Raw genomic sequence first — 16114 nt, 5'->3', positions numbered from 1 at the left:
CATGATTAGTTCCATCAGTGCTGGAATTGTGACATTTTTACTAACTTTAGTAGGAATTCCGGCCTTTATCCAATTTTATAGAAAGGCGCAAATTACAGGCCAGCAGATGCATGAGGATGTCAAACAGCACCAGGCAAAAGCTGGGACTCCTACAATGGGGGGACTTGTTTTCCTCATTGCTGCAGTTGTGGTGAGTTTCCTCGTCGCTCTTTTTTCAAAACAATTGACCAATAATGTTGGTATGATTTTGTTTATTTTGGTCTTGTATGGTTTGGTTGGTTTTTTAGATGACTTTCTCAAGGTCTTCCGTAAAATCAATGAGGGCCTTAATCCCAAACAGAAATTGGCTCTTCAGCTGCTAGGTGGCGTCATTTTCTACCTTTTTTATGAGCGTGGGGGCGATATGCTCTCTGTCTTTGGTTACCAAGTGCATCTAGGGATTTTCTATATTATCTTCGCTCTTTTCTGGCTAGTTGGTTTTTCAAACGCAGTGAATTTGACAGATGGTATTGACGGTCTAGCGAGTATTTCCGTTGTGATTAGCTTGTCTGCCTATGGAGTTATTGCCTATGTGCAAGGTCAGATGGATATTCTTCTAGTGATTCTTGCCATGATTGGTGGTTTGCTTGGTTTCTTTGTCTTTAACCATAAGCCTGCCAAGGTCTTTATGGGGGATGTGGGAAGTTTGGCTTTAGGTGGAATGCTGGCAGCTATCTCTATGGCCCTCCACCAAGAATGGACTCTCTTGATTATCGGAATTGTTTATGTCTTTGAAACAACTTCGGTTATGATGCAAGTCAGTTATTTCAAACTGACAGGTGGTAAACGTATTTTCCGTATGACGCCTGTGCACCACCATTTTGAGCTTGGAGGATTATCTGGTAAAGGAAATCCTTGGAGCGAGTGGAAGGTTGACTTCTTCTTTTGGGGAGTGGGACTTCTAGCAAGTCTTTTGACGCTAGCCTTTTTATACCTACTGTAAAAAATAATCTTTTATTGATAAAAGAAACCAGGATGAAGCTTATCTTCATCCTGGTTTTTGTGTGCTTAAAAGTTAGTTGGATTCATCCTTCTTACTCTTAAGTAGAAAAGTTGCTGTTAAGACTAGACTTAATCCTGATAAGAATAGTAGTGGACTAGACGTTTCACCAGTAGCTGGAAGTTGTTCTTTAGGAGAATCACTTGCAGATTGAACAAGGTCTGGACTAGATGAAACTTGCTCTGAGCTGTTGGCTAATGGTTTGATATCTGTTTCACTTGGTTTTTGCTCTGCAGTAGTTGATGCTCCATTAGCTTGATAAACGACTGCATAGGTGCTGAAATGACTAGTCGTAAATTCTGCCATTCCCTCGCGAATAGTAAAATCGAGTGCCTGTAACTCTTTTGATGGAGTTAGGTAGTAGACATTTTCGACAGCTGAGGAAATAGGCAAGCGGACCAAGACAGTTCCTTTTGGTTGTAAACTATGATCTGTTGAATTTTTAAGGTGAAGATCGTAAGCATCATAGGTCTTACCAAATAGTTCTTGAGCTAATACACGTCTGCTAGAAATGTGAGAAATTCCCTCTAAGTCAGTCGCTCCTCCAATAATTTCAACTTTAGTCTTTTCATCCTTTAAGACACGAAGTTTATATTCAGGAACAGAAACAGTAGGAGCTTGTTCTTGTCCCGCTGTCCCGACAGGTTGAGTGTACTCAGGAATATTTACTACAGGCGGTTGTTCCTGTCCAGCCGTTCCGATAGGTTTAGTGTATTCAGGGATAGAAACAGTAGGCGGTTGTTCCTGTCCAGCCGTTCCGATAGGTTTAGTGTATTCAGGGATAGAAACAGTAGGCGGTTGTTCCTGTCCAGCAGTTCCGATAGGCTCAGTGTACTCAGGAATAGAAACGGTAGGTGGCTGTTCTTGTCCCGCTGTGCCGATAGGTTGAGTGTACTCAGGAATGTTTACTACAGGCGGTTGTTCCTGTCCTGCTGTACCGATAGGCTTAGTGTATTCAGGAATTTCTACAATAGGAGCAGGGGCATCTCCCTTGCTTGTAGTTGGCTGCTGATTCTCAACCTTCTTCTCATCCTTTTTGGTAAAGACAGCTACGACAGGACTGCTTGTTGTATTTCCCTGGATAGAATAAGCTTCTATCGCATTTCCAATTTTTCGATTGGTTTCGTCAGGGATAGGGATTTGTACCCGATTATCTTGAATTGATAAGACAGTCTGATCTCCAGTCGTAACTAGATGATTATCGTCTATCCTGCGTAAAACGAGTGGATCTTTGATGCCTGGGAAGGTCACAGCGATGGCTTCCCAATCTCCAGCTGGAAGAGTTAAAGAGATGTTTTTATCCCCTTCCTTAAGTGGTGCGATACTTGGACTATCCAAGCTTACAGCTGGAGCCTTAATCACATCAAATGAATCTAGAGAAATTTTCTTGCGACCTGCTGGTGAATTTGGATCAACTTTCAATGTCAAAATATGATTACCATCGGTCAGATTAGTAAATTCTCCAATTAAGGTTGCCTTTTGGGTAGCGCCAGCAGTGTAGAAGTCTAGACTTGGCATTTCTTTTCCATCCAGTGTCACGAGAGCTTTTCCGAGAGCGGATGTTTTGAGTCCGTAAATTCGAATACCTGTTCCAGTAAATGGAATGGTTGCTTGAGCTTCTGAAGCGGTACTTGGGTCGGCGTTATTGATGTCCGCATATTTTTCTGTGCTCTTATATAATTCAGTATCGCTCCAATCTTTGAATTGAGATCCGTATTGAATGCGAGGGTCGCGGTCATCCATTTTTTCAATGGTTGTTCCTTGTCCTGGTAAAACTTTAAAGTAGTCTAAGGAAATTTTGGAGCGCTCACTGCCACGGTGTTTATGCTCTTGTTTTACAGTGATAGTCATCACATGAGCACCATCTGACAATCCTGTGAAGCGACCGATAAGGCTACCTTTTTCAGTTGCACCTGCAGTATAGAAGTCCAGTTCACCGACTGATTTACCATCGATTTTGACTTCAGCGATTCCCAATTGAGATGATTTGAGACCATAGATTTCAATGCCAACACCATTGAAAGGAATGGTTGCTGTCGCATCTTTATCTGTATAGTTACCTAGTGAAAGGTCGGCAAACTTCTCTGTCCCTCCAAATAATTCTGAGTCTGCCCAGTTTCCAAATGCAGAACCGTATTGGATTCGGCTATCACGGTCATCCATCAATTGGTTATAGGTTTCGACATTGGCCTTTTCGGATACCTGTGTAGAAACATTACCCAGCATAGCCTTAACAGTATAAGTGTAGGCGAGTTGAGGATCGAGTGAGCGGTCGATAAAATGGGTTTGATTGGTCACAAATTCTCTGCTTGCAGAGGTTTGGCCAGATTCGTCTTTCACTTGTCTTTGGATGACATAGTGGGTAGCACCTTCTACTTGGTTGAAGGTGAGTTCGGCAGTGACGCCATTTTGTCTAACTGCTGTCAGACTGGTTACACGACCAGGGAAATGTTCAAAGGTAATGACATCACCTTTTTGTGTTGCCAGTTGAATGCGGCCATCTTTCAGAACAGTTGCTTTGACAGATTTACCATTAACCTTAACCTGACTGGCTTCGATATTTGGATAATCTACAACTAGGTCTCCACCGACATTTGAAAGGAAGGATAAGCTTTGCAGGTTTTTATCTTTCCACTTCATGCTGACTTCAAAGTTACCACGGGCAACCAGACCAGAAACCTGACCGTCTTTCCAAGCATCTGGAAGGGCTGGCAATGGTGCAATGTAGCCAGTGTGTGATTGAAGAAGCATTTCTGCAATTCCACTGGTTGCTCCAAAGTTTCCGTCGATTTGGAAAGGTGCGTGCGTATCCCAAAGGTTTTCTAGGGTTGAATATTTGAGCTGTTCAGCAAGCAAGCGATGAGCACGGTTACCGTCTAAGAGACGAGCCCAGAGGTTGATTTTATTGGCCTTAGACCAACCAGTACCACCATCTCCACGGTGGTTGAGGGTAGCACGCGCAGCTTCTAGGTATTCAGCCTGGTCCTTGCTAAAGAGCGTACCTGGGAAGAGACCTACCAGATGGGAAACGTGGCGGTGGTTATTTTCAATGCCTTCATTAGTGAATTGTGGACTGTCTTCTTCGTACCATTCCTTGATGCGTCCCTCTTTGTTAATGTGAAGTGGTTTGAGTTTGTCAAATTTAGCCTTGACCTCTGTAACTAGGTCTTTGTCGACATTCAGATGGTTGGCGACTTCCATGTAGTCATGGAATAGCTGCCAGACTAGCGATTGGTCAAAGGTATTTCCGATGGTGATGGTACCGTGTTCTGGTGAGTAGGATGGAGAAGACACCCAACGGTCACTGTCCTGGTCATAGTGCAAGAAGGAGTTCCAGAACCTAGCAGTTTCCTTGAGCATTGGATAGATCTTTTCTTTGAGATAAGTCTCATCCTTGGTGAATTTATAGTAGTCATAAACGTTCTGCATCATCCAGGCATTAGCTGCTGGAGACCAACCCCAATAGTAATTCCAACCAGGAGTAGTCCAACCAAATGGTGTCGCCTGTGTATGAACCAGCCAGCCATTTTCTTGTCCATCTTTGGATTCGATACCGGCGTATTCCTTAGCAGCGATACGGCCATAGTAACGCATATCGTCAATGTAATTGATCATTGGCTTGGCTGTTTCAGCTAGATTGCTCATGTAGGCTGGCCAATAGTTCATTTGCAAATTGACATTGAGGTGGTAGTCAGCGTTCCAAGGTGGATTGTCTACAGCATTCCAGACCCCTTGTAGGTTGGCAGGAAGGGCATCTGTCCGATCACGAGATGAACTAATCAATAAATAACGTCCGTATTGGAAGAAGAGTTCTTCCAGTTTTTGCCCTTTGCTAGGGTTATAGGTCTGAAGGGCCTCTTTTGTCGTTTGAGCAGCATTGCTTCCACCTAGGTTTAGTTTGACGCGGTTAAAGAGGCTTTGATAGTCTTTGATATGGTTCTTTTTAAGTGTCTCGTAGTCTTTGCCCCTAGCTGCTTCTACAATGCCTTTAACTGTTTTTTCGAGGTCAATGTCTTTGCGATAGTTTGTTTTTGGATTCTGAGCAAAGTTAGTCTTGGCACTGAGTAAAAGCGTAGCGTAGCTAGCTCCTGTGATTGTTAAACTATCCTCATGGACAGTAACTTTTCCGTCCGTTTTAATTCCTAGATAGGATGCGAACTGGAGGCCATTATCTTTGACTGTACCTTTTAGTAGGATACCATTTGGGTCTGTCGTAACATGGCCACTCTTGTAGTTAGAATATTCCGCTGAGTAGTCTCCGTTAGCAAGTAAATCTTCTGTTAAGCTATTCCAAACTGTAAAATCAAGTTTTTTGTCCCCTTTTTGGGTCAAGTGGGTCACGGTGACATCATCAGGATAGCTGGAGAAGGTTTCACGTTTGAAGGTTGTCCCATCTTGGGTGTAAGAAGTGGTTGTAGTGGCTTCTGTGATATCCAAACCACGGTGATAGTCTGTAACTGTATCCAGCCCCTTTTTCTGGTTATTGAAGACCATGAAGATATCACCAAAGGCTAGATAACGTCCATACTGGGCGTTGTTTGGTCCAACTAGATTTTGTTCAGCTAATCGTTTGGCTTTTTGGCGATCTCCGTCTTCAAGAGCCTTACGAATTTCTGCTAAAATTTTATACCGTTCCTGATAGTTTCCTCCATTATAGTCGGTACTGTCGGGACGCGGTCCACCTGACCAAAGAGTTTTTTCGTTGTATTGGATTCTCTCCTCGCCGATGAGACCAAAAACCTTAGCACCCATTTCACCATTCCCAACTGGGAGTGCTTGTTTTTCCCAGCCATCATAGGAAGGAGCTGTTGGTCGATCATAGTTTAGCTGATAGTTGCTTTGTTCTGTCACAGGTAGTTCTTGTTTTTCGGTTTCCTTATTTTCGTTAGGTTTTACAATAGCCTCAGTACTGACTTGATTAGTTGTAGCAGAGGCAACATTAGCTTTAGCGGGTTTGGTTTCTGAAACACTATTATCAGCTAGAACTGGTTTTGAATGGTCAATTGCTTCGCTTGGCTGTGTGTGCTCGGTTGATTCAGTTGTTTTCGTTATAGTGTCTGTCTTAACTGTAGTTTTCTCTAATGCAGGCTCGTTTTGCTGTACTTCAATAGTATCAGCAGAGACGGTATGACTAGCTAGAAAAACCGCTCCAAGCAAAACAGAGGCTGTGCCGACTGTTAGCTTTCGAATACTGTAGCGACAGGATTTCTCCCTCCAAATTTTTTCCATAGAAACCTCCTTTATTAATTAAAAGCGCTTTCATTTTTAATGAGGCGAACTTTTGTTTCTATATTGTATTGTTAATCTAATTTTACCAGCTAATGAAGTGTTGTCAAGAGGATTTGAGAAGGATATATATTTGATATTGTTTTGTATTAAAAAAGTGGAGGAAACGAATGGTAAGAGAGTGTATTTTTTATATTCTTTCTAGTTTTGACTAGAAAGATAAGCCAACTTTAATTACAGCCTACCCATCTCTGAAAGCGTAAAACAAACTAGTCAGGGTGGCTAGTTTATGGTATAATGAAAGAGACTCAAAAAGAAACAGGAGAAATATGATGGATTTACTTTTAGCAATTGTATTGATTGTGCTAGCTTTTCTAGGGGGAGCTCTTGGAGGAATGTACTTGGTTCGTAAGCAAATTGAAAAAGAATTCGCTGACAACCCACGTTTGAATGCTGAAGCAGTTCGTACTCTTTTGAGTGCAAATGGTCAAAAACCAAGCGAAGCTAAGGTACAACAAGTTTACCACCAAATCATCCGCCAACAAAAGGCAGCCCTTGCTAACAATAAAAAGAAAAAATAAATAAGGAAAAGTCTGGGATGAAAGTTCCAGACTTCTCACTATGTTGACTATGGTTTAGGGATGAGACTTTTTCCTTGCATTCTATTGATATTTGATTATGATTAAGAGAGATAGTTATTGATTAGGCTGTCATTATTCAGTTCATAAGGAACGGTAATCATAATGAACTATCAATCAGAAAAAAGACTAGAAAGAAGACTGTATGGATAATCGACCAATTGGTTTTTTGGATTCGGGTGTCGGGGGCTTGACCGTTGTGCGCGAGCTCATGCGCCAGCTTCCCCATGAAGAAATCGTCTATATTGGAGATTCGGCGCGGGCGCCCTATGGTCCCCGTCCTGCTGAGCAAATTCGTGAATATACTTGGCAGTTGGTCAACTTTCTCTTGACCAAGGATGTCAAGATGATTGTCATTGCATGTAACACTGCGACTGCAGTCGTCTGGGAAGAAATCAAGGCTCAACTAGACATTCCTGTTCTAGGTGTGATTTTGCCAGGAGCTTCGGCAGCTATCAAGTCCAGTCAAGGTGGAAAAATCGGAGTCATTGGAACGCCTATGACGGTCCAATCTGACATTTATCGTCAGAAAATTAACGATCTGGATCCAGATTTACAGGTGGAGAGTTTGGCCTGTCCCAAGTTTGCCCCCTTGGTGGAGTCGGGTGCCCTGTCAACCAGTGTCACCAAGAAAGTGGTCTATGAAACCCTGCGTCCCTTGGTTGGAAAGGTGGATAGCCTGATTTTGGGTTGTACCCATTATCCACTTCTCAGACCTATTATTCAAAATGTCATGGGGCCAAAGGTTCAGCTCATCGATAGTGGGGCAGAGTGCGTACGGGACATTTCAGTCTTACTCAATTATTTTGAAATCAATCGTGGTCGCGATGCTGGACCACTCCATCACCGTTTTTACACAACAGCCAGCAGCCAAAGTTTTGCCCAAATTGGTGAAGAATGGCTGGAAAAAGAGATTTATGTGGAGCATGTAGAATTATGACAAATAAAATTTATGAATACAAGGATGACCAGGACTGGTATGTCGGTTCATATAGTATTTTTGGTGGTGTCCGGACATTGACTGATGAAGACTTGGATTTTCCTCTATTGGAGTTTGCCCAAAGATTTCGAGATGAGGAACAAGGTTTTCCTGTTTCTGTTACTGTTTTACGCTATGGTTCTCTCTACCGTTTATTGTCTTTTGTGGTAGATATCCTCAACCAAGAAATGGGACGAAATCTGGAAGTCATCCAACGTCAGGGAGCTTTTCTCTTGATTGAAAATGGGCAACTCCTGCATGTAGAATTGCTTAAAGAAGGGGTCAATGTTCATGATTTCTTTGAGACGAATAAGGTCAGAGAAACCTTATTGATTGCGACTCGAAACGAAGGCAAGACCAAAGAATTCCGAGCTATCTTTGATAAGTTAGGCTACGATGTGGAAAATCTTAATGACTATCCTGACCTGCCTGAAGTAGCAGAAACAGGCATGACCTTTGAAGAAAATGCCCGTCTCAAGGCAGAAACCATTTCTCAATTAACGGGCAAGATGGTTTTGGCAGATGACTCAGGTCTCAAAGTCGATGTCCTTGGTGGCTTGCCAGGTGTCTGGTCAGCTCGTTTCGCAGGAGTGGGAGCTACTGACCGTGAAAACAATGCCAAACTCTTGCACGAATTGGCCATGGTCTTTGAACTCAAGGACCGCTCGGCTCAATTCCATACAACCCTAGTCGTGGCCAGTCCAAACAAGGAAAGCTTGGTTGTTGAAGCAGACTGGCCAGGCTACATTAACTTTGAACCTAAGGGTGAAAATGGATTTGGTTACGATCCTCTCTTCCTTGTAGGAGAGACAGGCAAGTCCTCAGCTGAATTAACCCTTGAAGAAAAAAATAGTCAATCTCACCGTGCCTTAGCCGTTAAGAAACTTTTGGAGGTATTTCCATCATGGCAAAGCAAACCATCATTGTAATGAGCGATTCTCATGGCGATAGCTTGATTGTGGAAGAAATCCGTGATCGCTATGTAGGCAAAGTTGATGCCGTTTTTCATAATGGCGATTCTGAACTGCGTCCTGATTCTCCCCTTTGGGAAGGCATCCGTGTTGTTAAAGGGAACATGGACTTCTACGCCGGCTACCCAGAACGTTTGGTGACCGAGCTTGGTTCGACCAAGATTATCCAAACTCATGGTCACTTGTTTGACATCAATTTCAACTTTCAAAAGTTGGACTACTGGGCTCAGGAGGAAGAGGCCGATATCTGTCTCTATGGTCACTTGCATGTGCCAAATGCTTGGATGGAAGGAAAGGCTCTTTTTCTAAATCCAGGTTCCATCAGTCAACCACGTGGGACCATCAGAGAATGTCTCTATGCTCGTGTGGAGATTGATGATAGTTATTTTAAAGTGGACTTTTTGACACGAGACCATGAGGTGTATCCAGGCTTGTCCAAGGAGTTTAGCCGATGATTGCCAAGGAGTTTGAGACTTTCTTGTTGGGGCAAGAAGAAACTTTTTTGACCCCTGCTGAAAATCTAGCTGTGTTGATTGATACCCACAATGCGGATCATGCAACCCTCTTGCTCAGTCAGATGACCTATACCCGTGTTCCTGTTGTGACAGATGAAAAACAGTTTGTTGGGACGATTGGGCTCAGAGATATTATGGCTTATCAGATGGAGCATGACTTGAATCAAGAAATTATGGCGGATACGGATATTGTTCATATGACCAAAACGGATGTAGCGGTTGTTTCGCCTGATTTTACCATTACGGAGGTCTTGCACAAGCTGGTAGATGAGTCCTTCTTGCCGGTTGTGGATGCGTCAGGGATTTTCCAAGGGATCATCACGCGCAAGTCTATCCTCAAGGCAGTCAATGCCCTCTTGCATGACTTTAGTAAGGAATATGAGATTCGATGCAAATGAGAGACAGAATTTCAGATTTTTTAGAGGAAAAGCAGGGCTTGTCTGCCAATTCCAAGCAGTCCTATAAGTATGATCTGGAGCAATTTTTAGACATTGTAGGCGAGCGGATTTCTGAGACCAGTCTCAAGATTTACCAAGCCCAACTAGCCAATCTAAAAATCAGTGCCCAGAAGCGAAAGATTTCGGCCTGTAACCAATTTCTCTACTTTCTCTATCAAAAAGGAGAAGTGGATAGCTTTTACCGCTTGGAATTAGCCAACCAAGCTGAAAAGAAGACCGAAAAGCCAGAATTGTTAGACCTAGACTCTTTTTGGCAGGAAAGTGACTATTCAGAGGGTCGCTTGCTAGCGCTCTTAATCCTAGAAATGGGACTCTTGCCGAGTGAGATTTTAGCTCTCAAGGTTGCGGATATCAATCTAGATTTTCAAGTGTTGAGAATCCAGAAGGCTTCCCAACAGAGGATTGTCACCATTCCCACGAGCTTGCTTTCAGAGCTAGAACCCTTGATGGGCCAGACCTATCTTTTTGAAAGGACAGGGAAAGCCTATTCTCGTCAGTGGGCCTTCCGTCAGCTAGAAGCTTTTGTCAGGGAGAAAGGTTTTCCAGCACTATCAGCCCAAGCCCTACGGGAACAGTTCATTCTACGACAAATTGAAAACAAGGTCGATTTGTACGAAATTGCAAAAAAATTAGGATTAAAAACAGTCCTGACCTTAGAAAAATATAGATAATGGATATTAAATTAAAAGATTTTGAAGGGCCCCTGGACTTGCTCTTGCACCTGGTTTCTAAGTATCAGATGGATATCTACGATGTGCCCATTACGGAAGTCATCGAACAGTATCTAGCTTATGTTTCAACCCTGCAGGCCATGCGTCTGGAAGTGACGGGCGAGTACATGGTCATGGCCAGTCAGCTCATGCTGATCAAGAGTCGCAAGCTCTTGCCAAAGGTTGCGGAAGTGACAGACTTGGAGGATGACCTGGAGCAGGATCTTCTCTCTCAAATCGAAGAATACCGCAAGTTCAAGCTCTTGGGTGAGCAGTTGGAAGCCAAGCACCAAGATCGGGCCCAGCACTATTCCAAAGCGCCGACAGAGTTGATATACGAAGATGCGGAGCTTGTGCATGACAAGACGACCATTGACCTCTTTTTGGCTTTTTCAAATATCCTAGCCAAGAAAAAAGAGGAGTTTGCACAAAATCACACGACTATCTTGCGGGATGAGTATAAGATTGAGGACATGATGGTTATCGTGAAAGAGTCCCTGACTGGACGAGATCAGTTGCGCTTGCAGGATTTGTTTAAGGAAGCCCAGAATGTCCAAGAGATCATTACCCTCTTTTTGGCAACCTTAGAGTTAATCAAAACCCAGGAGCTGATTCTTGTGCAAGAGGAAAGTTTCGGAGATATTTATCTCATGGAAAAGAAGGAAGAAAGTCAAGTGGCCCAAAGCTAGACTTGATAGAGAGGAAAGATGAGTACTTTAGCAAAAATAGAAGCGCTCTTGTTTGTAGCGGGTGAAGATGGGATTAGAGTCCGCCAGTTAGCTGAACTCCTCTCTCTGCCACCGACAGGCATCCAACAGAGTTTAGAAAAATTAGTCCAGAAGTATGAAAAGGACTCAGATTCCAGTTTGGCCCTGATTGAGACAGGGGGCGCTTATAGATTGGTGACCAAACCTCAGTTTTCAGAGATTTTGAAGGAATACTCTAAGGCGCCTATCAACCAGAGTTTATCTCGGGCTGCCCTTGAGACCTTGTCCATCATTGCCTACAAACAGCCCATCACACGGATAGAGATTGATGCCATCCGTGGGGTCAACTCGAGTGGGGCCTTGGCAAAGTTGCAGGCCTTTGACTTGATACGAGAAGACGGGAAAAAAGAAGTGTTGGGGCGCCCCAACCTCTATGTGACAACAGATTATTTCCTAGATTACATGGGGATAAACCATTTAGAAGAATTACCAGTGATTGATGAGCTTGAGATTCAAGCCCAAGAAAGCCAATTATTTGGTGAAAGGATAGAAGAAGATGAGAATCAATAAGTATATTGCCCACGCAGGTGTGGCCAGTAGGAGAAAAGCAGAAGAGCTGATTAAGCAAGGTTTGGTGACGGTTAACGGCCAGGTGGTACGTGAACTAGCAACCACTATCAAGTCAGGCGACAAGGTCGAAGTTGAAGGTCAACCTATCTACAACGAAGAAAAGGTCTATTATCTACTTAACAAACCACGCGGTGTTATTTCCAGTGTGACAGATGACAAGGGCCGCAAGACGGTTGTCGACCTCTTGCCCAACGTGAAAGAGCGCATCTACCCTGTAGGTCGTTTGGACTGGGATACATCAGGAGTCTTGATTTTGACCAATGATGGGGATTTTACGGATGAGATGATTCACCCTCGTAATGAGATTGACAAGGTTTATGTTGCGCGTGTTAAAGGTGTGGCCAATAAGGACAATCTCCGCCCCTTGACCCGTGGACTTGAGATTGATGGTAAGAAAACCAAGCCGGCTGTCTATGAGATTCTCAAAGTGGACCCAGTCAAAAACCGCTCTGTGGTGCAGTTGACTATCCATGAAGGGCGTAACCACCAGGTTAAAAAGATGTTTGAAGCTGTCGGTCTCCAAGTAGATAAGTTGTCACGGACCCGTTTCGGACATCTAGACTTGACAGGACTCCGTCCAGGAGAATTCCGTCGTCTTAATAAAAAAGAAATCAGCCAACTACACACCATGGCTGTAACCAAGAAATAATGAAACGAATTTTAATAGCGCCTGTGCGCTTTTACCAACGTTTTATCTCGCCAGCCTTTCCACCCTCTTGTCGCTTTGAGCCGACTTGTTCCAACTATATGATTCAGGCTATTGAAAAACATGGCTTCAAGGGTGTTTTGATGGGCTTGTCTCGGATTTTACGTTGCCATCCCTGGTCGAAAACAGGTAAGGACCCCGTCCCAGACCATTTTTCACTCAAACGGAATCATAAATAAAACGAATTACAATGGTGATTCGTTTTTTCACAAGTAGTTTTATCTGGAATGATGATTCCCGCTATCCTTCTCCTATAAAAAGTGGTAAAATGGATGAAAGAAAGAAGGAACTGAAATGACAACATTATTTTCAAAAATCAAAGAAGTAACAGAACTTGCTGCGATCTCAGGTCATGAAGCACCTGTCCGTGCTTATCTTCGTGAAAAGTTGACACCGCACGTGGATGAAGTGGTGACAGATGGCTTGGGTGGTATTTTTGGTATCAAGCATTCAGAAGCTACGGATGCGCCGCGCGTCTTGGTCGCTTCTCACATGGATGAAGTTGGTTTTATGGTCAGCGAAATCAAGCCAGATGGTACCTTCCGTGTGGTAGAAATCGGTGGATGGAATCCTATGGTGGTTAGTAGCCAACGTTTCAAACTCTTGACTCGTGATGGTCGTGAAATTCCTGTGATTTCAGGCTCTGTTCCTCCACATTTGACTCGTGGTAAGGGCGGCCCAACTATGCCAGCTATTGCAGATATCGTCTTTGATGGCGGTTTTGCGGATAAGTCTGAGGCAGAAAGTTTTGGCATCCGTCCTGGCGACACCATCGTACCAGATAGTTCTGCAATCTTGACGGCCAATGAGAAAAATATCATCTCAAAAGCTTGGGACAACCGCTACGGTGTTCTTATGGTGAGCGAGTTGGCGGAAGCTCTGTCAGGTCAAAAACTCGGAAATGAACTCTATCTTGGCTCTAACGTCCAAGAAGAGGTTGGTCTTCGTGGTGCTCATACTTCCACAACCAAGTTTGACCCAGAAGTCTTCCTAGCAGTTGATTGCTCACCTGCTGGTGATGTTTATGGCGGTCAAGGCAAGATTGGGGATGGAACCTTGATTCGTTTCTATGACCCAGGTCACTTGCTTCTCCCAGGGATGAAGGATTTCCTTTTGACAACGGCTGAAGAAGCTGGTATCAAGTACCAATACTATTGTGGTAAAGGCGGAACAGACGCTGGCGCAGCTCATCTGAAAAATGGCGGTGTCCCATCTACAACTATCGGTGTCTGCGCTCGTTATATCCACTCTCACCAAACCCTCTATGCAATGGATGACTTCCTAGAAGCGCAAGCTTTCTTGCAGGCCTTGGTGAAGAAATTAGATCGTTCAACAGTTGATTTGATTAAAAATTATTAAACTTAAGGAGGTGGTAGGGATGGTAGAACCAAACCTAGAAAGCCTTGTAAAAGATCTTTACAATCATGCTCGACATGATTTGAGTGAAGATTTAGTTGCTGCTCTCCTAGAGACTGCTAAAAAACTGCCTACTACAAATGAGCAATTGCTGGCAGTTCGTCTCTCAGGTCTGGTCAATCGTGAATTGCTCCTAAATCCCAAACATCCGGCACCTGAGTTGCTCAACTTGGCTCGCTTTATCAAAAGAGAAGAGGCAAAGTACAGGGGAACTGCAGCTTCTGCGCTTATGTATGGGGAGCTCTTTAAAATGCTTTGATTCCATTGTGAATCAAAGCATTTTTCTATATATTAGAAAAGCAATTCTTGGTTAGGAAAAGAAAAAAGCCATCCCATTTAGGATAGCTTCTTGGATCTTAGATTTGTTCAGCGATGACCTTTTCAGCAAGGTTCATGGCGTGGTCAGATACACGAGTATAGTGGGAAATGATGTCGATAAAGTTGACCCCAGCTTGTGTTGAACACTCGCCCTTGTTGAGGCGTTTGATGTGGGTCTTTCTGAGAACACGTTCCATATTGTTGATTTCTTTATGGCGTTCAATCAGACTTTGAGCTTTTTCAATATCATTATTTTCTACACTATCAAGGGCATCCTTGATAAAGCCAGTGGTTTTTTGATAGATATCAGCTAGTTCTTCCAAAGCAGCTTCAGAAAACTCAACATTTTTACGTTGAAGATAGTCGGTCAGATTGATTAGGGCTTCTGCGTGGTCCCCAATCCGTTCCAAATCACGGGATGAATCCAGGATGTTTGTCAGCACTTCACTTTCTTTCTGGCTAAGGGCTTCACTGGAAAGAGTAATGAGGTAACGAGTCAATTTTTCATCAATGGTATTGATGGCTTCCTCTGTCTTGTGTCCTTTTTCAGCAACCTTTTCATTAAGGTCAATGATGTAGTTGTATGAAAGGTCAAAGGCTTTAGAAGCATAATTTCCCAAGTGAAGGAGTTCTTTTTTGGCATTTCCGAGAGCGATTGATGGAGCTTGTTTAATCAAATGCTCATCAAGATAAAGTGGCTCGTACTTGACAACTTCATCTTCACCAGGGATGAGCTTGGTTACAAAGTAGGCCAAGGCTCCGATGAATGGAAATTGTACAATGGTGTTACTTACGTTAAAGGCACCGTGAGAGAAGGCGATGGTCATCTCAGGTGAGAGGTGAAGGAGTGCCTGGAAGTACTCAATCATAGATGTAAATGGACCTAATAAGATTAAGCAAAGGATAGTTCCTAATACGTTAAAGGTGACGTGGGTTGCAGCAACGCGTTTCGCAGAGATATTGGCTCCAGCTGCCGCGATGATAACTGTTAGGGTTGTCCCGATATTATCCCCGAAGAGAACAGGTAGAGAACCTTTAAGGTCAAGGAATCCACCTGCATAGAGACCTTGCAAAATCCCGATTGTCGCAGAAGAAGCTTGGATGAGGACGGTAATCACTGCACCGGCAAAAACTCCTAATACAGGATTTTGTCCCAAGGTTACCATATATTCCTTGAATTGTGGTAAATCTTTAAGAGGACTCATACCGGCACTGATGAGGTTGAGAGCATAGAAGATTCCCCCTACACCAAACAAGATACGCCCGATATTGTTTGCTGTTCTGTTTTTGGTAAAGAAGAGGAACATGGTTCCAAGGAAAATCAAGGGTAAAGCATACTCACCAAGCTTGAAACCGATGATAAAGGAAGTAACTGTGGTTCCGATGTTGGCTCCCATGATAATTCCGATAGCCTGTCTAAGAGTGAGAAGACTAGCGCTGACCAGTCCAACCGTGATAACTGTAACCCCTGTACTTGACTGAATCAGGGCAGTCACGACAATTCCGACTAGAACACCTAAAAAGGGATTGCTAGTGTACTTGTCAATGTAAAAACGAAGGCGATCTCCAGCAGCTTGTTGCAAACCGTCTCCCATGGTCTTGATACTATATAAGAATAGTCCCAGACCACCTAAAAAGTGAAATAAAATTTCCTGCCAATTAATGGACATTTCTTTTTCCTCCGAAAAATAATAACGGAATTTCTCCTATTCTATTTTAAAGGATAAAAGTAAATCTAACAAGTGTTAAGCTAAGATTTTAGAAAGAAAATTCGTTAGAATGGGCCTTAATTATATTAATT

Annotated in this window: 15 protein-coding genes; 13 read left to right on the top strand and 2 right to left on the bottom strand. The window is 43.3% G+C overall.

Annotated features, from left to right (window positions below):
- The first annotated feature begins 1 nt into the window (after position 1).
- On the top strand, positions 2 to 982 hold the full coding sequence (mraY, locus tag D8849_RS06935) for a phospho-N-acetylmuramoyl-pentapeptide-transferase (protein ID WP_125386605.1): 981 nt from the start codon (positions 2 to 4) through the stop codon (positions 980 to 982).
- Between the two features lie 72 nt (positions 983 to 1054).
- Here the strand turns inward: mraY and D8849_RS06930 are convergent, their stop codons facing one another.
- Positions 1055 to 6268 (bottom strand): SIALI-17 repeat-containing surface protein, encoded by a 5214-nt coding sequence (locus D8849_RS06930; protein ID WP_125386604.1) that lies wholly within the window; start codon positions 6266 to 6268, stop codon positions 1055 to 1057.
- 329 nt (positions 6269 to 6597) lie between these two features.
- On the opposite strand from D8849_RS06930, the gene D8849_RS06925 reads away from it, so the two are divergent.
- The 12 genes from D8849_RS06925 to D8849_RS06870 all read left to right on the top strand — a co-directional run bounded on the left by D8849_RS06925 (position 6598) and on the right by D8849_RS06870 (position 14254).
- Entirely contained in the window at positions 6598 to 6846 is a 249-nt protein-coding gene (locus D8849_RS06925) for a YneF family protein (RefSeq protein WP_000364990.1), read from the top strand.
- A 202-nt stretch (positions 6847 to 7048) separates the two neighbouring features.
- Positions 7049 to 7843 (top strand): glutamate racemase, encoded by a 795-nt coding sequence (gene racE / locus D8849_RS06920; protein ID WP_049493675.1) that lies wholly within the window; start codon positions 7049 to 7051, stop codon positions 7841 to 7843.
- The gene (locus D8849_RS06915; protein ID WP_125386603.1) at positions 7840 to 8811 is read left to right on the top strand and encodes a nucleoside-triphosphate diphosphatase; all 972 of its coding nucleotides are present in this window, start codon (positions 7840 to 7842) and stop codon (positions 8809 to 8811) included. The genes racE and D8849_RS06915 overlap by 4 nt, the downstream gene beginning before the upstream one ends.
- A complete protein-coding gene (locus D8849_RS06910) occupies positions 8787 to 9308 on the top strand; it encodes a metallophosphoesterase (protein WP_125386602.1) in 522 nt (173 codons plus the stop codon). Before D8849_RS06915 ends, D8849_RS06910 begins: the two co-directional genes overlap by 25 nt.
- Entirely contained in the window at positions 9305 to 9766 is a 462-nt protein-coding gene (gene cbpB, locus D8849_RS06905; RefSeq protein WP_020902176.1) for a cyclic-di-AMP-binding protein CbpB, read from the top strand. The genes D8849_RS06910 and cbpB overlap by 4 nt, the downstream gene beginning before the upstream one ends.
- Positions 9763 to 10497, top strand: coding sequence for a site-specific tyrosine recombinase XerD (gene xerD, locus D8849_RS06900; protein WP_312023088.1), 735 nt, complete (start codon positions 9763 to 9765; stop codon positions 10495 to 10497). Before cbpB ends, xerD begins: the two co-directional genes overlap by 4 nt.
- Positions 10497 to 11225: a segregation/condensation protein A gene (locus tag D8849_RS06895; protein ID WP_094753604.1), complete on the top strand. Its 729-nt coding sequence runs from the start codon at positions 10497 to 10499 to the stop codon at positions 11223 to 11225. The genes xerD and D8849_RS06895 overlap by 1 nt, the downstream gene beginning before the upstream one ends.
- An 18-nt stretch (positions 11226 to 11243) precedes the next feature.
- Complete coding sequence (gene scpB / locus D8849_RS06890; RefSeq protein ID WP_125386600.1) at positions 11244 to 11813, top strand: SMC-Scp complex subunit ScpB; 570 nt, start codon at positions 11244 to 11246, stop codon at positions 11811 to 11813.
- Positions 11800 to 12522, top strand: coding sequence for a pseudouridine synthase (locus tag D8849_RS06885; RefSeq protein WP_070842233.1), 723 nt, complete (start codon positions 11800 to 11802; stop codon positions 12520 to 12522). Before scpB ends, D8849_RS06885 begins: the two co-directional genes overlap by 14 nt.
- Positions 12522 to 12758 (top strand): membrane protein insertion efficiency factor YidD, encoded by a 237-nt coding sequence (gene yidD, locus D8849_RS06880; protein ID WP_004260985.1) that lies wholly within the window; start codon positions 12522 to 12524, stop codon positions 12756 to 12758. The genes D8849_RS06885 and yidD overlap by 1 nt, the downstream gene beginning before the upstream one ends.
- A 115-nt stretch (positions 12759 to 12873) precedes the next feature.
- Entirely contained in the window at positions 12874 to 13938 is a 1065-nt protein-coding gene (gene pepA / locus D8849_RS06875) for a glutamyl aminopeptidase (RefSeq protein ID WP_084928162.1), read from the top strand.
- 19 nt (positions 13939 to 13957) lie between these two features.
- Positions 13958 to 14254, top strand: coding sequence for a bacteriocin immunity family protein (locus D8849_RS06870; RefSeq protein WP_004260989.1), 297 nt, complete (start codon positions 13958 to 13960; stop codon positions 14252 to 14254).
- Between the two features lie 97 nt (positions 14255 to 14351).
- Here D8849_RS06870 and D8849_RS06865 read toward each other — a convergent pair whose 3' ends face one another.
- Positions 14352 to 15983: a Na/Pi cotransporter family protein gene (locus tag D8849_RS06865; protein WP_125386599.1), complete on the bottom strand. Its 1632-nt coding sequence runs from the start codon at positions 15981 to 15983 to the stop codon at positions 14352 to 14354.
- Between the last annotated feature and the right edge of the window lie 131 nt (positions 15984 to 16114).

Source organism: Streptococcus mitis (assembly GCF_003942765.1).
In the GTDB taxonomy this organism is placed as follows: Bacteria; Bacillota; Bacilli; order Lactobacillales; family Streptococcaceae; genus Streptococcus; species Streptococcus mitis_BE.
Note: the sequence above shows the minus strand (reverse complement) of the source record. Positions and strands in the feature narration are given on the sequence as shown.

Excerpts from the sequence above, each read along its gene's own strand:
- mraY (WP_125386605.1), top strand. The coding sequence starts at position 2 with ATGATTAGTTCCATCAGTGCTGGAATTGTGACATTTTTACTAACTTTA.
- D8849_RS06930 (WP_125386604.1), bottom strand. The coding sequence starts at position 6,268 with ATGGAAAAAATTTGGAGGGAGAAATCCTGTCGCTACAGTATTCGAAAG.
- D8849_RS06925 (WP_000364990.1), top strand. The coding sequence starts at position 6,598 with ATGGATTTACTTTTAGCAATTGTATTGATTGTGCTAGCTTTTCTAGGG.
- racE (WP_049493675.1), top strand. The coding sequence starts at position 7,049 with ATGGATAATCGACCAATTGGTTTTTTGGATTCGGGTGTCGGGGGCTTG.
- D8849_RS06915 (WP_125386603.1), top strand. The coding sequence starts at position 7,840 with ATGACAAATAAAATTTATGAATACAAGGATGACCAGGACTGGTATGTC.
- D8849_RS06910 (WP_125386602.1), top strand. The coding sequence starts at position 8,787 with ATGGCAAAGCAAACCATCATTGTAATGAGCGATTCTCATGGCGATAGC.
- cbpB (WP_020902176.1), top strand. The coding sequence starts at position 9,305 with ATGATTGCCAAGGAGTTTGAGACTTTCTTGTTGGGGCAAGAAGAAACT.
- xerD (WP_312023088.1), top strand. The coding sequence starts at position 9,763 with ATGAGAGACAGAATTTCAGATTTTTTAGAGGAAAAGCAGGGCTTGTCT.
- D8849_RS06895 (WP_094753604.1), top strand. The coding sequence starts at position 10,497 with ATGGATATTAAATTAAAAGATTTTGAAGGGCCCCTGGACTTGCTCTTG.
- scpB (WP_125386600.1), top strand. The coding sequence starts at position 11,244 with ATGAGTACTTTAGCAAAAATAGAAGCGCTCTTGTTTGTAGCGGGTGAA.
- D8849_RS06885 (WP_070842233.1), top strand. The coding sequence starts at position 11,800 with ATGAGAATCAATAAGTATATTGCCCACGCAGGTGTGGCCAGTAGGAGA.
- yidD (WP_004260985.1), top strand. The coding sequence starts at position 12,522 with ATGAAACGAATTTTAATAGCGCCTGTGCGCTTTTACCAACGTTTTATC.
- pepA (WP_084928162.1), top strand. The coding sequence starts at position 12,874 with ATGACAACATTATTTTCAAAAATCAAAGAAGTAACAGAACTTGCTGCG.
- D8849_RS06870 (WP_004260989.1), top strand. The coding sequence starts at position 13,958 with ATGGTAGAACCAAACCTAGAAAGCCTTGTAAAAGATCTTTACAATCAT.
- D8849_RS06865 (WP_125386599.1), bottom strand. The coding sequence starts at position 15,983 with ATGTCCATTAATTGGCAGGAAATTTTATTTCACTTTTTAGGTGGTCTG.